Source organism: Streptomyces sp. CB02261, assembly GCF_001905665.1.
GTDB lineage: Bacteria > Actinomycetota > Actinomycetes > Streptomycetales > Streptomycetaceae > Streptomyces.
On the sequence record NZ_LIVX01000002.1, the window covers coordinates 797,633 to 812,479 of the forward strand.

10 protein-coding genes are annotated in these 14,847 nt (G+C 71.5%); 3 read left to right on the forward strand and 7 right to left on the reverse strand.

Going from position 1 to position 14,847, the window contains the following annotated elements; genetic code table 11:
* Window positions 1-97: 97 nt before the first annotated feature.
* The gene (locus tag AMK29_RS09265) at window positions 98-1,108 is read right to left on the reverse strand and encodes a polyprenyl synthetase family protein (RefSeq protein ID WP_073810337.1); all 1,011 of its coding nucleotides are present in this window, start codon (window positions 1,106-1,108) and stop codon (window positions 98-100) included.
* A 198-nt stretch (window positions 1,109-1,306) separates the two neighbouring features.
* Between AMK29_RS09265 and AMK29_RS09270 the strand changes: the two genes are divergently transcribed.
* The gene (locus AMK29_RS09270) at window positions 1,307-2,812 is read left to right on the forward strand and encodes a peptide MFS transporter (RefSeq protein ID WP_198942200.1); all 1,506 of its coding nucleotides are present in this window, start codon (window positions 1,307-1,309) and stop codon (window positions 2,810-2,812) included.
* A gap of 9 nt (window positions 2,813-2,821) precedes the next feature.
* Window positions 2,822-4,819, forward strand: coding sequence for a CocE/NonD family hydrolase (locus AMK29_RS09275; RefSeq protein WP_073810341.1), 1,998 nt, complete (start codon window positions 2,822-2,824; stop codon window positions 4,817-4,819).
* Between the two features lie 51 nt (window positions 4,820-4,870).
* Here AMK29_RS09275 and AMK29_RS36320 read toward each other — a convergent pair whose 3' ends face one another.
* Window positions 4,871-6,205 (reverse strand): hypothetical protein, encoded by a 1,335-nt coding sequence (locus AMK29_RS36320; RefSeq protein ID WP_073810343.1) that lies wholly within the window; start codon window positions 6,203-6,205, stop codon window positions 4,871-4,873.
* 291 nt (window positions 6,206-6,496) lie between these two features.
* On the opposite strand from AMK29_RS36320, the gene fahA reads away from it, so the two are divergent.
* Window positions 6,497-7,723 (forward strand): fumarylacetoacetase, encoded by a 1,227-nt coding sequence (gene fahA, locus AMK29_RS09285; protein WP_073810345.1) that lies wholly within the window; start codon window positions 6,497-6,499, stop codon window positions 7,721-7,723.
* A gap of 15 nt (window positions 7,724-7,738) precedes the next feature.
* Here the strand turns inward: fahA and AMK29_RS09290 are convergent, their stop codons facing one another.
* The 5 genes from AMK29_RS09290 to nuoL all read right to left on the reverse strand — a co-directional run bounded on the left by AMK29_RS09290 (window position 7,739) and on the right by nuoL (window position 14,838).
* Complete coding sequence (locus AMK29_RS09290) at window positions 7,739-8,560, reverse strand: dioxygenase family protein (RefSeq protein WP_073810347.1); 822 nt, start codon at window positions 8,558-8,560, stop codon at window positions 7,739-7,741.
* Between the two features lie 39 nt (window positions 8,561-8,599).
* Window positions 8,600-9,529: a helix-turn-helix transcriptional regulator gene (locus AMK29_RS09295; protein ID WP_073810349.1), complete on the reverse strand. Its 930-nt coding sequence runs from the start codon at window positions 9,527-9,529 to the stop codon at window positions 8,600-8,602.
* Window positions 9,530-9,680: 151 nt separating this feature from the next.
* Window positions 9,681-11,342 (reverse strand): NADH-quinone oxidoreductase subunit NuoN, encoded by a 1,662-nt coding sequence (gene nuoN, locus AMK29_RS09300; protein WP_073810351.1) that lies wholly within the window; start codon window positions 11,340-11,342, stop codon window positions 9,681-9,683.
* The gene (locus AMK29_RS09305) at window positions 11,339-12,937 is read right to left on the reverse strand and encodes an NADH-quinone oxidoreductase subunit M (protein WP_073810353.1); all 1,599 of its coding nucleotides are present in this window, start codon (window positions 12,935-12,937) and stop codon (window positions 11,339-11,341) included. Before AMK29_RS09305 ends, nuoN begins: the two co-directional genes overlap by 4 nt.
* Before the next feature lie 5 nt (window positions 12,938-12,942).
* The gene (gene nuoL, locus AMK29_RS09310) at window positions 12,943-14,838 is read right to left on the reverse strand and encodes an NADH-quinone oxidoreductase subunit L (protein WP_073810355.1); all 1,896 of its coding nucleotides are present in this window, start codon (window positions 14,836-14,838) and stop codon (window positions 12,943-12,945) included.
* Window positions 14,839-14,847 lie beyond the last annotated feature (9 nt).

Here is a 14,847-nt window from a genome sequence, read left to right on the forward strand (position 1 = left end):
GGGATCAACCTCACGTACTGCTTCGGGATGACCCGACCCTGAGAGCGGCTCGCCCGCGCGGTGGACCGGACCGGCCGTCCGCGCGGGGACGGGGGCCTCAGCCCGCGCGGTGGACCACCGCGTCGCACATCTCCGCCAGGGCCGCCTTCGCGTACCCGTCGGGCAGCGGCGCGAGCAGGGCGCGGGCCTCCTCCGCGTACCGCACGGTGTCCCGGCGGGCCTGCTCCAGGGCGGGGTGGGCGCGCAGCCGGCGCAGGGCCTCGGCGTGCCGCTCGTCGTCGCTCAGGTCGCCGTCGACGAGGGCGACGAGCTCCAGGTCCTCCGGGCGCCCGTGGGCGGCCGCGGCGGCCCGCAGGCGCAGGACGGGCAGGGTCGGGACGCCCTCGCGGAGGTCGGTGCCGGGGGTCTTGCCGGACTCGTGGGAGTCGGAGGCGATGTCGAGGACGTCGTCGGCGAGCTGGAAGGCGACGCCGAGCCGCTCACCGTACTGGGTGAGGGTGTCGACGACGCTCTCGTCGGCGCCGGCCATCATGGCGCCGAAGCGACAGGAGACGGCGACGAGCGAGCCGGTCTTGCCGCCGAGGACGTCGAGGTAGTGATCGACGGGGTCGATGCCTTCGCCCGGTCCCGCGGTCTCCAGGATCTGGCCGGTCACGAGCCGTTCGAACGCCTCCGACTGGATCCGTACGGCCTCGGGGCCGAGGTCCGCGAGCGTGTGCGAGGCGCGGGCGAAGAGGAAGTCACCCGTGAGGACGGCGATCGAGTTGCCCCAGCGGGTGTTGGCGCTGGGGACCCCGCGCCGGACGTCGGCCGCGTCCATGACGTCGTCGTGGTACAGCGTGGCCAGGTGGGTGAGCTCGACGACGACGGCGGAGGGCACGACGCCCGGCGCGTAGGGGTCGCCGAACTGCGCGGCGAGCATCACGAGCAGGGGGCGGAAGCGCTTGCCACCTGCCAGGACGAGGTGCTGTGCGGCCTCCGTGATGAAGGGGACATCGCTCTTGGTGGCGTCCAGGAGGCCCGCCTCCACAGCCGCCAACCCGGTCTGGACATCGGCCTCAAGAGCCTGGTCCCGCACGCTAAGACCGAACGGCCCGACGACGGTCACGAGGGGGTCTCCTGTCTGCTGACGCCTGCTGACGATCACACGGATTGTTCACATGGACTGCTGAGGATCACACGGATTGTCGATGTGTCGCTGGATTCACTCAAGCCAGCGTATCCGGTCACCTTTCGATCACCGTGGGCGCCTTCCCGTCACCCCCGGTATGTTCGTGATCAGCTCATACGACCAGGAGTAGGCGTTTTGTCCCGAACAGTGATCGACAGCGACACGAACGGCGAGAAGCCACCGCCGGAGGACGACCACGCGTTCCTCGGCCACCCCCGTGGCCTGCTCACCCTCTCGGGCCTGGAGGTCTGGGAGCGCTTCTCGTTCCTCGGCATGCAGGCGATCCTCGTCCTCTACTTCGCGGCCTCCGTCTCCGACGGCGGCCTCGGCATGGCGGCGGGCACCGCGGCCTCGGTCTCCGCCGCCTACGGCACGCTCGTGTACCTGGTGTCGGTGGCCGGCGGCTGGCTCGCCGACCGCATCCTCGGCTCGTACCGGGCGGTCCTCTGGGGCGGCGTCCTCATCGCCTGCGGCCACTACGCCATGGCGGTCCCGACCGCCGCGATGACCTGGGCGGGCCTCGGCCTGATCAGTGCGGGCACCGGACTGCTCAAGCCGAACGTGGCGACCATGGTCGGCAAGCTGTACCGCACGGACGACGACCGCCGCGACGCCGGTTTCGCGCTCTACTACATGGCGATCAACATCGGCGCCTTCGCCGGCCCCCTCATCACCGGCTGGCTCGCCGACCACCAGGGCTACCACTGGGGCTTCTCGGCCGCCGCGCTCGGCATGACCCTCGGCCTGATCCAGTACGTTGCCGGCCGGCGTCACCTGGCCGGGCGCAAGCACGCCGCCGAGTTCGCGCTCGCCCCCGACGCCATGCGCCGGGCGGTCCGGCTGATCATCGTCGGCGCGGTCGTCGTGGCGGCCCTGGGCGTCCTCCTCGCCGCCGTCGGCTGGCTGACCATGGACCGCTTCGTCGACCTGCTCACGATCGTCTCGGTGATCGCCCCGGTCGTCTACTTCTGGGTGATGTTCACGAGCCCCCGGGTCACCGCGGAGGAGCGCGGGCGGCTGAAACCGTACGTCGTGCTCTTCCTCGCCTCGGTCGTCTTCAACTTCATCCTCTTCCAGGCGTACTCGACGATGATCCTGCTCGCCTCCGGCAACGCCCGGACGACCATCCTCGGCTTCGACTTCCCGGCCAGCTGGTACGCCTCCGCCCTCGGCGCCTTCGAGGTGGCCCTGGCGCCCGTCGTGGCCGCCGTCTGGGCCCGGATGGGCCACCGCCAGCCGCACGCGTCCAACAAGATCGCGTTCGGGGTGATCCTCGGCGGCCTCTCCTTCCTCCTGATGGTCCTGCCGACCTCCGGGCACGCCGACGACACCTACCGGATGGCCGCCTGGTGGATCGTCGGCTCGTACCTGCTACTCGGCCTCGGCGACGTCCTCCTGGAGACCTCCGGGATGTCCGCCACCAGCAAGCTCGCCCCGAAGGCGTTCGCCAGCCAGACGATGTCGCTCTGGTTCCTCTCCCTCGCGCTCGCCAACGGCATCCAGGCCCAGACCGTGAAGTTCTACGACGACGTGTCCAAGCCCGTGTACTTCGGCGTCAACGGCACCGTGGCCGTCGCCGCCGGCCTCGCCGTGATCGCCCTGGCGCCCTGGCTGCGCCGCACCATGCACCCCGTCCACTAGGGAGCCGAGATGAAGATCCGTACCGACTTCCCGTACGAGACCCGGCACGAGGACGTCCGGATCCCGCTGCCGGACGGGACCAGGCTGTACGCGCGCGTGTGGCGCCCGCTGACCGACGAGCCCGTCCCAGCCCTCCTGGAGTACCTGCCGTACCGCCTCACCGACTGGACCGCGCCCCGCGACTGGCAGCGCCACCCCTGGTACGCGGGCCACGGCTACGCCTCCGTACGCGTCGACGTCCGCGGCCACGGCAACAGCGAGGGCCTGCCCGGCGACGAGTACGACCCGGTCGAGCTCGCGGACGGCGTGGCCGTCGTGAACTGGCTCGCCGAGCAGCCCTGGTGCACCGGCAGGGTCGGCATGTTCGGCATCTCCTGGGGCGGCTTCAACTCGCTCCAGATCGCCGCCCTCGCCCCGGAGCCGCTCAAGGCGATCGTCACCGTCTGCTCCACCGACGACCGCTACGACAACGACGTCCACTACATGGGCGGCTCCGTCCTCGCCGTCGACATGCACGCCTGGGCCGCCACCATGCTCGCCTTCGTCTGCCGGCCGCCCGACCCCCGGTACGTGGGCGAGGAGTGGCGCGCGATGTGGCTGAGGCGCCTGGAGGCCGTGGAACCCCTCGTCCACACCTGGCTCGCCCACCAGACGCGGGACGCGTACTGGAAGCACGGCAGCGTCTGCGAGGACTACTCCGCCATCGGGGCCGCCGTCCTCGCCGTCGGCGGCTGGCACGACCCGTACCGGGACACCGTCCTGCGGCTCGTGGAGCACCTCCCCCAGGACCGGGTGCGCGGGATCATCGGCCCCTGGTCCCACCAGTACCCGGACCGCGGCCTGCCGCCCGGCCCCGCCATCGGCTTCCTCCAGGAGACCCTGCGCTGGTGGGACCACCACCTCAAGGGCGTCGAGAACGACGTCATGGCCGAGCCGCTGCTGCGCTCCTGGATCAGCGAGTCGCACCTCCCGGCCACCGTGTACGAGGAGCTGCCGGGCCGCTGGGTCGCCGACCCCGCCTGGCCCTCCCCGCACGTCTCGCCCGTCACGTACGCCTTCCAGGGCGCCCCCGTCGTCGTCGACTCGCCCCAGCAGACCGGCCTCGACGCGGGCCGCTTCTTCCCGTTCGGGAACGACGCCGACCTGCCGCCCGACCAGCGCGACGAGGACGCCCACTCGGCCTGCTTCGACTTCGCCGTCCCCGAGGACGGTGCCGCGATCGAGATCCTCGGCCGGCCGTCCGTGACCCTGTCCGTGCGCGCGGCCGCCCCCACCGGGCAGGTCGTCGCCCGGCTCTGCGACATCGCCCCGGACGGCTCCTCCACCCTCGTCACCCGGGGCGTGCTGAACTTCTCCGCCCGCTACGGCCGCGACCGGGCCGTGGAGGCGCAGATCGGCGAGACGGAGAGCCTCGTCATCGAACTGAACGGCATCGGGCACAGCTTCCCGCCGGGCCACCGGGTCCGCCTCTCCGTCTCCTCCACCTACTGGCCGTGGATCTGGCCCCAGCCGGACGCGGCGGGCTTCACCCTCGACCCGGCCGGCTCCTCCCTCACCCTGCCGGTCCGCCGCCCCACCCGGGACGCCGTCACCTGGGAGGAGCCGGAACAGTCCGAGCCGCTGGGCGTGGTCTCCCCCGCCACCCTGGAGGAGCCCCGCCCGGAGCGGCTGGTGGTGCGGGACGTGGCGAAGGGCGAGTGGACCCTGGCGGTCGACCCGAGGTACGGCGGCACCCGGGTCTACCCGGACGGGCTGGAGTTCACCGAGGACGCCGTGGAGACGTACACGATCGACGAGAGCGGCCCCCTGTCCGCCCGTACCCGCTCGGAGTGGGCGATCAGACTGCACCGGCCCGAGGACGCCTGGGACGTCACGGTGGACACCCGCTCGGAGATCGCCTGCGACGCGGACGCCTTCCTCACCACGAACGAGGTGGTGTGCAAGGAGGGCGGCGAGGTCGTCTTCCACCGCACATGGGAGCAGCGGATCCCGCGCACGGCGGGGTGAGCACGCGGAAGGCGCCCGTACCGGGACCGGTACGGGCGCCTTCGCGTCGGATCAGGCGTCGGAACCGGCCTTGCGGCGGCGGGTGACGACCATCGCGCCGGCGCCGAGGGCGACGGCGGTGGCGGCCGCGAGGCCGAGCCGCGTGAGGTTCTCGTTCGCGCCGGTGGCGGCGAGGGTGCCGTTCACCGTGCGGGACGAGCCGCCCAGCTGGGTGGTGGTGGTGTTGGTGCCGCCGGTGGAGACGGTCGGCGCCGGGGTGGGCGTCGCGGTCGTCTCCGACGGGGTCGGCGTGGGCGTCGGCTTGTCGCCCTTGGCCGCGAGGATGTCGAAGTCGACGTCCGCGTAGTCGCCCATGCCGCACGTGCCGTCGTTGTTCTCGTACTCGCTGTAGACGTAGGCCGCGCCCTCGCCGGCGGAAGCGTCGGCGGGGACGGTGAGGCGCAGCTTCACGTCGTAGCTGGCGCCCTTGGCGAGCTTGCCGACCTCGATGGATTCGAACTCCTCGGTGAACGAGGTCCATTCGAGGTTGTCGGCGGAGGACCACTCGACGGGGATGATCCGATCGGTGAGGTCCGTGTGCTCGTCGATGACCTCACCGGGCTCGGGGGCCCGGATGGCGTGGGCGAAGGCGTTGACGGCGTCCAGGGTGCCGTCGGAGGTGTTGGTGACGCGCAGCGAGAAGACGGCGGGCTGACCGGCGGTGAGCGTCTTCGGACCGCTCACCGCGATGTCGAGGGAGGGGTCCTCGTCGCACTCGCCGTTGATCTCCTCGAAGAACGCCAGCTCCTCCTTGGCCTCGTCGAGCGTCTCGGCGGCGGCCTTCTTCACCTTCTGAGCGAGGGTGACGACGCGGTCGGCGGCGGCGACGGCCTCGCGCAGGTCACCCTCGGCCTCGGTGAGCACGGTGGCGGCGGCGGTCGCGGCGGTCTCGGCGAGCCCGAGGGCCGCCTTCGCCTCGACGACCGCGGCGGCGGCGGCCGCCTTCTCGTCCTCGGTGGCCTCGGGCAGCAGGTCCTTCTCCGCCTGGACGGCCTCGGCGAGCGCCTTGTCGGCGTCGGCCTTCTTGGCGGCGGCGGCCTCGGAGGCGGTCTTCGCCTCGGTGACGGCCTTCTGGAGGGCGTGGTCGGGCTTGTCCAGCGCCCCGCGCGCCCCGGTGGCGCCGGCGAGCTCGACGACGGCCTCGTCGTACTCCTTCTGCGCCAGGGCGACGGCGGCCTTCAGCTCCTCCAGCGAGGGCATCTCGACGTCGTCCTCGTCCGACGCGGGCTTCTGCGTCGACGCCGGCGACGGCTTGGTGTCGGCGAACGCGGGCGCGGCCGACAGGAACACGACCGGGGTGGTCACGGCGGCGGCCACGGCGGTCGCGAGAATGCGACGAATCTTCACAGTGCGGGACCTTTTTCCTGGTCAGGGTGAAGGTGAGAGAGAGTGCGGGCGCGCGCCCGCGGCGACTTCACGCGGCGCGATACCACCGTGATCGTAGGGCCGTGAACGCCCCGGCCGCAGCCACGTTCCGGCGGCTCGGAGCGGGGTACGGCGCACTCCGGCCGCGCATTCCGCGCGAAGCCGGACAGTTGCCCACGGAGGCCGCACTTTCTGTGTGATCCATGTCATCAGCGCCCCGCGGCCCGCCCCGTAACGTGTCCCCCACACACCTGGAAAGCGAGGCACGCACCGATGTCCGAGCCCAGCCCGCTCGACCTGGCCGAGGGCGATCCCTTCGGCCCGCACAACCTCCCGTACGGCGTCTTCTCCACCGCCGACGAGCCCGACCGGCGCCGGCTCGGCGTCCGGATCGGCGGGCACGTGCTGGACGCGGGTGCCGCGGCGCACGCGCTCGGCTCCCCGTACGCGACGCTGCTCGCACAGCCGAGCCTGAACCCGCTGCTCGCGGCCGGGCGGACCGCCTGGCGTGACGTACGCCGGGCGCTCACGGCCTGGGTCACGGTCCCCGCGCACCGGGCGGACGTCGAGCCGCTGCTGCACCCGCTGGACGAGGTGACGCTGCACCTGCCGTACGAGGTCGCGGACTACGTCGACTTCTACGCGAGCGAGCACCACGCGACGAACGTGGGCCGCATCTTCCGGCCGGACGGCGACGCGCTCACCCCCAACTGGAAGCACCTGCCGATCGGTTACCACGGCCGGGCGGGCACGGTCGTGGTCTCGGGCACCGATGTCGTACGCCCCTCCGGGCAGCGGAAGGCGCCCTCCGACGCGGCCCCGGTCTTCGGCCCCTCGGTCAAGCTGGACATCGAGGCGGAGGTCGGCTTCCTCGTCGGCACGCCCTCGGAGCTGGGCAGGCCGGTCGCGCTCTCCGACTTCTCGGAGCACGTCTTCGGTCTGACGCTGCTCAACGACTGGTCGGCGCGGGACGTGCAGGCGTGGGAGTACGTGCCCCTCGGCCCGTTCCTCGGCAAGTCGTTCCAGACCTCGGTGTCGGCGTGGGTGACGCCCCTGGAGGCCCTGGACGCGGCCAGGACCGCGCCGCCGGCCCGGGACCTCCCCCTCCTGCCGTACCTGGACGACGCCGACGCGGAGGAGCCGGGCGGCTTCGACCTGCGGATCACGGTGGAGATCAACGGCGAGGTCGTGTCGGAGCCGCCGTTCTCCTCCATGTACTGGACGGCCGCGCAGCAGCTCGCGCACATGACGGTGAACGGCGCCTCGCTCCGCACGGGCGACCTGTACGGCTCCGGGACGGTCTCGGGCCCCGAGGTGAACCAGCGCGGTTCGCTCCTGGAGCTCACCTGGAACGGCCGGGACGCCCTCGAACTGGCGGGCGGGAAGCGGACGTTCCTGGAGGACGGCGACGAGGTCACGCTCACCGCCTGGGCCCCGGGCCCGGACGGCACGCGCGTGGCTCTCGGCGAGGTCCGGGGCCGGGTCGTCCCCTCGGCCTGAGGTTCCCGGAAGCGTCTAGAGGAGCCGCCAGAGGGCGGGGACGTTCGGCGGCTCCCAGCCGGGCTGGGCCGTGTGTGCCTGGAGGCACACATAGGCCGGGCCGCCGTACGTGACCCTGTCCCCGGCCCGGTAGCCCGTCCCGGCGGCCCAGGTCCCCCCGGGGGAACCCGTGGGCGTCGGGCTCGGGCTCGGGCCGGGGCCCTGCGGCACGTTCAGGACGAAGTCGTAGGCCGCCTCCCGGGCGCCGCCCGCGTCGCGGACGGTCATGAGGAGCCGCGGGTCGAAGATGCTGTCGGTGTTGTTGCGGGGTTCGCCCGGGAAGTACAGCTGGGTGGTGAGCACCGGGCGGCCGGGCGCCTGCACCTTGACGTGGATGTGCCGGGTGCGGCCCGGGTAGAGACCCGGCACGATCGTGGTGAGCGCGAAGGCGCCCCGCGCGTCGGTGTACTGGTGGCCGCGGAAGCGGAAGCCCGTGTTGTCGTAGGCGCCGTTGGTGTCGGCCTGCCAGAAGTCGAGCAGGGCGCCGGCGATCGGCCGGCAGGCGAGCCCGAAGACGTAGCCGCTGACGGTCAGCCGTATGCCGGCCGTACCGGCGTCGACGAGGCTGGTCCGCAGCGGTGAGTTGGGCTTGAAGTAGGGGCCTTCGGTCTGCGGCGGGGTGGGGTCGTCGCCGTCGTCGCACTCGGGGGTGAGCGCGGGGGCCGCCTCGCCGGCGGTGAGGGTACGGGCGAGCGCCGGGACGCCCATGAGTACGGCGGGGGCCGCCATGCCGGCGGCGAGCGCGGCCCGCAGCACGGCCTTGCGGGTGACGTGCCCGGTGGTGGTCTCGTTGTCCATGCCTGCTCCTCGTGCGGGGGCTGGGGATCGGCACCGAACCTAGGCGCGTACGGCCTCCGCTTCGAGGGACGGATCACGGCGGTCGTGGTGTTTTCGGAAGTCCCCGGGGCTCCGTCCCGTCTCGCGGCGGAAGAAGCGGCAGAAGTAGGCGGGGTCGCCGAAGCCGACCCGGAGCGCGACCTGCCGGATGGACAACTCCGTGCTGATGAGCAGCCGTTGGGCCTCGCGGGTCCGGGCCTCGCGCAGCAGGGCGGCGGGGGTGCGGCCGGTGGCGGTCCTGACGGCGTCGGTGAGGTGGCCGGGGGTGACCCCGATCAGTCCGGCGCACTCCCGTACGGTCCGGGCCTCCGCTCCGGTACGGGTGAGCAGGCGGGCGAACTCCGCGGCGACGGCGCCGGGCCGGCCCGGCGGGGGCGGGCCGGAGGCGCCGGGGCCCGGCAGGCGTGCCGTGCGGACGAGGAGGACGTGCAGCAGGGACCGCAGGACGGTCGCGAAGCCGTCGGCGCCGTGCCGGTGCTCCTCGACGAGTTCGGCCATGAGGCGGCCGGTCCGCGCGTGGGTGGGCCCGTCGAGGGTGTGCCAGGGGCGTTCGCCGAGGCGGCGGAGCAGATCGCGGTCGCCGTGGTCGAGGAGGAAGTCCTCGGTGAACAGGACGACCGTGCCGTCCAGGCCGTGGGCGTCCTCCCAGTGGTGCACCTGTCCGGGCAGGATCACGCCCAGGTGGGGCGGGCGCAGTTCCCAGCGGTCCAGGTCGACGACGTGGGTGCCGGTGCCCGAGGTGACGTGGACGATCTCGTGGAAGGTGTGCCGGTGCGGGAAGGCGGCCCGGGAGAGGGGGCCGACGGCGTCGAAGCTCCCGGCGGCGAACGGCACGTCGTCGGGGAGGCGCAGTTCGAGGCGGTGCATGGGCGGTTCGCCGGGTCTCGGGGTGGCGCAGGGGGTCCCTGGTAAGACGGTGGTGCCGCGCATCGCGCCGCCTCCCTCTCATGCTGGTACAGACCATGCGGGTGGTCCCACGATGGCACGGGCCCCGCGGTCCGGTCACCCCCGTCGACCCCCACGCCGAGGGCCCGGCTCCGCCGTCGTGGCGGGGCCGGGCCCTCGGTGTCGTACGGGACCGCTACCGGACGAACACGCTCGCCTGGTTCGCCAGGTCCAGGAAGTACTGCGGGGCGAATCCGAGCACCAGGGTGACCGCGACGCCCGCCGTGATGGTGACGGCCGTCAGGGCCGAGGGCACGGCGACCGTCGGGCCGTCCGCCTTCGGCTCGCTGAAGAACATGAGCACGATCACCCGGATGTAGAAGAACGCGGCGATCGCCGACGAGATGACACCGACGACGACCAGCGCGCCCGCGCCGCCCTCCGCCGCCGCCGAGAACACCGCGAACTTGCCGGAGAAGCCCGACGTCAGCGGGATGCCGGCGAAGGCGAGCAGGAAGACCGCGAAGACCGCCGCGACGAGCGGCGAACGGCGGCCGAGACCGGCCCACTTGGAGAGGTGGGTGGCCTCGCCGCCCGCGTCCCTGACCAGGGTGACGACGGCGAAGGCACCGATCGTCACGAAGGAGTACGCGCCGAGGTAGAACAGGACCGACGAGATCCCGCTCGGCGTGGCCGCGATGACACCGGCGAGCAGGAAGCCCGCGTGGGCGATCGACGAGTAGGCGAGGAGCCGCTTGATGTCGGTCTGCGTGATGGCGACGATCGCACCGCCCAGCATGGTGACGATGGCGACGCCCCACATGACGGGCCGCCAGTCCCAGGTGAGGCCGGGCAGCACCACGTACAGCAGGCGGAGCAGCGCGCCGAACGCGGCGACCTTGGTCGCGGCTGCCATGAAGCCGGTGACCGGGGTCGGGGCGCCCTGGTAGACGTCCGGGGTCCACATGTGGAACGGCACGGCGCCGACCTTGAAGAGGAGCCCCGTCAGGACCATGGCGAAGCCGATGAGCAGCAGCGCGTCGTTGCCCATGGTGTCGGCGAGCGCCGGGTTCACGGTGGTGACCGCGCCGTCGACGACGTCGGCGATGGTGGCGTACGAGACGGAGCCCGCGTAGCCGTAGAGCAGGGCGATCCCGAAGAGCAGGAAGGCCGAGGAGAAGGCGCCGAGCAGGAAGTACTTGACGGCCGCCTCCTGCGACATCAGCCGCTTGCGGCGGGCGACGGCGCAGAGCAGGTACAGCGGGAGGGAGAAGACCTCCAGGGCGACGAAGAGCGTCAGGAGGTCGTTGGCGGCCGGGAAGACCAGCATGCCGGCGACGGCGAAGAGGGCCAGCGGGAAGACCTCGGTGGTGGTGAACCCGGCCTTGACGGCGGCCTTCTCGTGGTCGCTGCCGGGGACGGCGGCGGCCTCGGCGGCGAAGGAGTCGACCTTGTGGCCGTGGTCGGCCGGGTCGAGCCTGCGCTCGGCGAAGGTGAAGATCGCGACGATCGAGGCGAGGAGAATGGTGCCCTGGAGGAAGAGGGCGGGGCCGTCGACGGCGATGGCGCCCATGGCCGCGATCTGGGCCTTGGTGGAGCCGTAGCCGCCGGCGGCGAGGCCGACGATGGCGGCGAAGGCGGCGCCGAGCGCCACCACGCTGAGGAACAACTGGCTGTGGTAGCGGACCTTGCGGGGCACGAAGGCCTCGACGAGGACGCTGAGGATCGCGGCGCCGATCACGATGAGTACGGGTGAGAGCTGGGTGTACTCGATGTGGGGAGCCGGGATCTTGTTCAGCGGCTCGGCGGCCGTCGTCCACAGGCTGTGGACGGAGGGTGCGACGACGGACGTGCTCACTTGGCCGCCTCCACGTTCTGGGGCACAGAGGGCTGCGGGTCCTTCTGCTGCACATCGGACATGGTGTGCCGCACCGCCGGGTTGACGACGTCCGTGAGCGGCTTCGGGAAGACCCCGAGGAAGATCAGGACGGCGATCAGCGGGACGACCACCGCCAGTTCACGCGCCCGCAGGTCGGGCAGCGACCGCACCTCCTCCTTCACCGGCCCGGTCATCGTCCGCTGGTACAGGACGAGGGTGTAGAGCGCGGCGAGGACGATGCCGGTGGTGGCGATGACACCGGCCACCGGATAGCGGGCGTAGGTGCCGACGAGCACCAGGAACTCGCTGACGAACGGCGCGAGTCCGGGCAGCGACAGGGTCGCGAGGCCGCCGATCAGGAAGGTGCCGGCGAGCACCGGGGCCACCTTCTGCACCCCGCCGTAGTCGGCGATGAGCCGCGAGCCGCGCCGGGAGATCAGGAAGCCGGCGACGAGCATCAGCGCGGCCGTCGAGATGCCGTGGTTCACCATGTAGAGCGTCGCACCGGACTGGCCCTGGCTGGTCATCGCGAAGATGCCCAGGATGATGAAGCCGAAGTGCGAGATCGACGCGTACGCCACCAGGCGCTTGATGTCCCGCTGGCCGACCGCGAGCAGCGCCCCGTACACGATGCTGATGAGGGCGAGGACGATGATCGCGGGGGTGGCCCACTTCGAGGCCTCGGGGAAGAGCCCGAGGCAGAAGCGGAGCATCGCGAAGGTGCCGACCTTGTCGACGACGGCGGTGATGAGGACGGCGACCGGGGCGGTGGCCTCCCCCATCGCGTTCGGCAGCCAGGTGTGCAGCGGCCAGAGCGGCGCCTTCACCGCGAAGGCGAAGAAGAAGCCGAGGAAGAGCAGCCGCTCGGTGTCGGTCGCCATCTCCAGCGAGCCGTCGGCGCGCGCCGCCGCGATCTCCGTGAGCGAGAAGTTCCCCGCGACCACGTAGAGCCCGATGACGGCGGCCAGCATGATCAGGCCGCCGGCCAGGTTGTACAGGAGGAACTTGACCGCCGCGTACGAGCGCTGGGCCGCCGCGTTCTCGTCGGAGCCCGCGTGGGCGCGGTCGCCGAAGCCGCCGATGAGGAAGTACATCGGGATGAGCATGGCTTCGAACAGGATGTAGAAGAGGAAGACGTCGGTGGCCTCGAAGGAGAGGATCACCATCGCCTCGACCATGAGGATCAGGGCGAAGAAGCCCTGCGTCGGCCGCCACCGCTTCGAGGTGGTCTCCAGGGGGTCGGCGTCGTGCCAGCCGGCCAGGATGACGAAGGGGATCAGCAGGGCGGTGAGCGCGATGAGCGCCACCCCGATGCCGTCGACGCCGAGCTCGTAGCGGACGCCGAAGTCCTTGATCCAGGCGTGGGACTCGGTCAGCTGGTACCGCTCGCCGCCGGGCTCGAACCGTACGAAGACGACGGCGGCGAGCACCAGGGTGGCGAGGGAGACCAGCAGCGCCAGCCATTTGGCGGCGGTGCGGCGGGCGGCGGGGACGGCGGCGGTGAGGATCGCACCGACCGCCGGAACCGCAGCCGTCACGGTAAGGAGCGGGAAGCCTGCGTTGATTTCGGACATGACAGTTACACCGCCCTCATCAGCAGGGTCGCGGCGATCAGCACCGCAGTACCTCCGAACATGGAGACCGCGTACGAGCGGGCGTAGCCGTTCTGGAGCTTGCGCAGCCGGCCGGAGAGCCCGCCGACGGAGGCGGCGGTGCCGTTGACCACGCCGTCGACGAGGCTGTGGTCGACGTAGACCAGGGAGCGGGTCAGGTGGGTGCCGCCGCGGACGAAGACGGCGTGATTGAAGTCGTCCTGGAGGAGGTCGCGGCGGGCGGCCCGGGTGAGCAGCGAGCCGCGCGGTGCGACCACCGGGACGGGCCTGCGCCCGTACTGGAGGTAGGCGACGCCGACACCGATCACCATGACGGCGACGGTGGCGGTGGTGACGGCGGCGGCGCTGATCGGCGGGTGGCCGTGGGCGTAGCCGGTGACCGGCTCCAGCCAGTGCACGAACCGGTCGCCGATGCTGAAGAAGCCGCCCGCGAAGACCGATCCGAAGGCCAGCAGGATCATCGGGACCGTCATGGACTTCGGCGACTCGTGCGGGTGCGGCAGCTCGTTCTTCTCGTCGGCCTGCCAGCGCTTCTCGCCGAAGAAGGTCATGATCATCACGCGGGTCATGTAGTACGCGGTGATGGCCGCGCCGAGCAGGGTGACGGAGCCGAGGATCCAGCCCTGGGTGCCGCCCTTCGCGAAGGCCGCCTCGATGATCATGTCCTTGGAGAAGAAGCCGGACAGGCCGGGGAAGCCGATGATCGCGAGGTAGCCGAGGCCGAAGGTGACGAAGGTGACCGGCATGTACTTCCGCAGGCCGCCGTACCTCCGCATGTCGACCTCGTCGTTCATGCCGTGCATGACCGAACCGGCACCGAGGAAGAGCCCGGCCTTGAAGAAGCCGTGCGTCACCAGGTGCATGATCGCGAAGACGTAGCCGATGGGTCCGAGGCCGGCCGCCAGGATCATGTAGCCGATCTGCGACATCGTCGAACCGGCCAGGGCCTTCTTGATGTCGTCCTTGGCGCAACCGACGATCGCACCGAAGAGGAGCGTGACCGCGCCGACCACGACGACCACCGTCTGGGCGTCCGGCGCCGCGTTGAAGATGTCGGCGGAGCGGACGATCAGATAGACACCGGCGGTCACCATCGTGGCCGCGTGGATGAGGGCCGAGACCGGGGTCGGGCCCTCCATCGCGTCCCCGAGCCAGGACTGCAGCGGCACCTGGGCCGACTTGCCGCAGGCGGCGAGGAGCAGCATCAGACCGATCGCGGTCAGCGTCCCCTCGGACGTCTCACCGGCCGCCCCGAGCACCGGCCCGAAGGCGAAGGTGCCGAAGGTGGTGAACATGATCATGATGGCGATCGAGAGGCCCATGTCGCCGACCCGGTTGACCAGGAAGGCCTTCTTCGCGGCGGTGGCCGCGCTGGGCTTGTGCTGCCAGAAGCCGATCAGGAGGTACGAGGCGAGACCGACGCCCTCCCAGCCGAAGTACAGGAGCAGGTAGTTGTCGGCGAGGACCAGCAGCAGCATCGCCGCGACGAACAGGTTGAGGTAGCCGAAGAACCGGCGGCGGCGCTCGTCGTGCTCCATGTACCCGATGGAGTACACGTGGATGAGCGTGCCGACCCCGCTGATCAGCAGGACGAACGTCATCGACAGCTGGTCGAGCTGGAAGGCGATGTCCGCCTGGAAGCCCTCGACGGGGATCCAGGTGTAGAGCCGCTGGTACAGGGCGCGGTCCTCGGCGCCCTTGCCGAGCATGTCGGCGAAGAGCACCAGGCCGATGGCGAAGGAGGCGGCCGCGAGCACGGTGCCGATCCAGTGCCCGACCTTGTCGAGCCGCCGCCCGCCGCAGAGCAGGACGACTGCTCCGAGCAGAGGCGCCGCGATGAGCAGCGCAATCAGGTTGTCCACAATTCCGCC

Coding starts and splice junctions, on each gene's coding strand:
- AMK29_RS09290 (WP_073810347.1), bottom strand. CDS start 8,560: ATGGACAACGAGACCACCACCGGGCACGTCACCCGCAAGGCCGTGCTG.
- fahA (WP_073810345.1), top strand. CDS start 6,497: ATGTCCGAGCCCAGCCCGCTCGACCTGGCCGAGGGCGATCCCTTCGGC.
- AMK29_RS09305 (WP_073810353.1), bottom strand. CDS start 12,937: ATGTCCGAAATCAACGCAGGCTTCCCGCTCCTTACCGTGACGGCTGCG.
- AMK29_RS09275 (WP_073810341.1), top strand. CDS start 2,822: ATGAAGATCCGTACCGACTTCCCGTACGAGACCCGGCACGAGGACGTC.
- AMK29_RS09295 (WP_073810349.1), bottom strand. CDS start 9,529: ATGCGCGGCACCACCGTCTTACCAGGGACCCCCTGCGCCACCCCGAGA.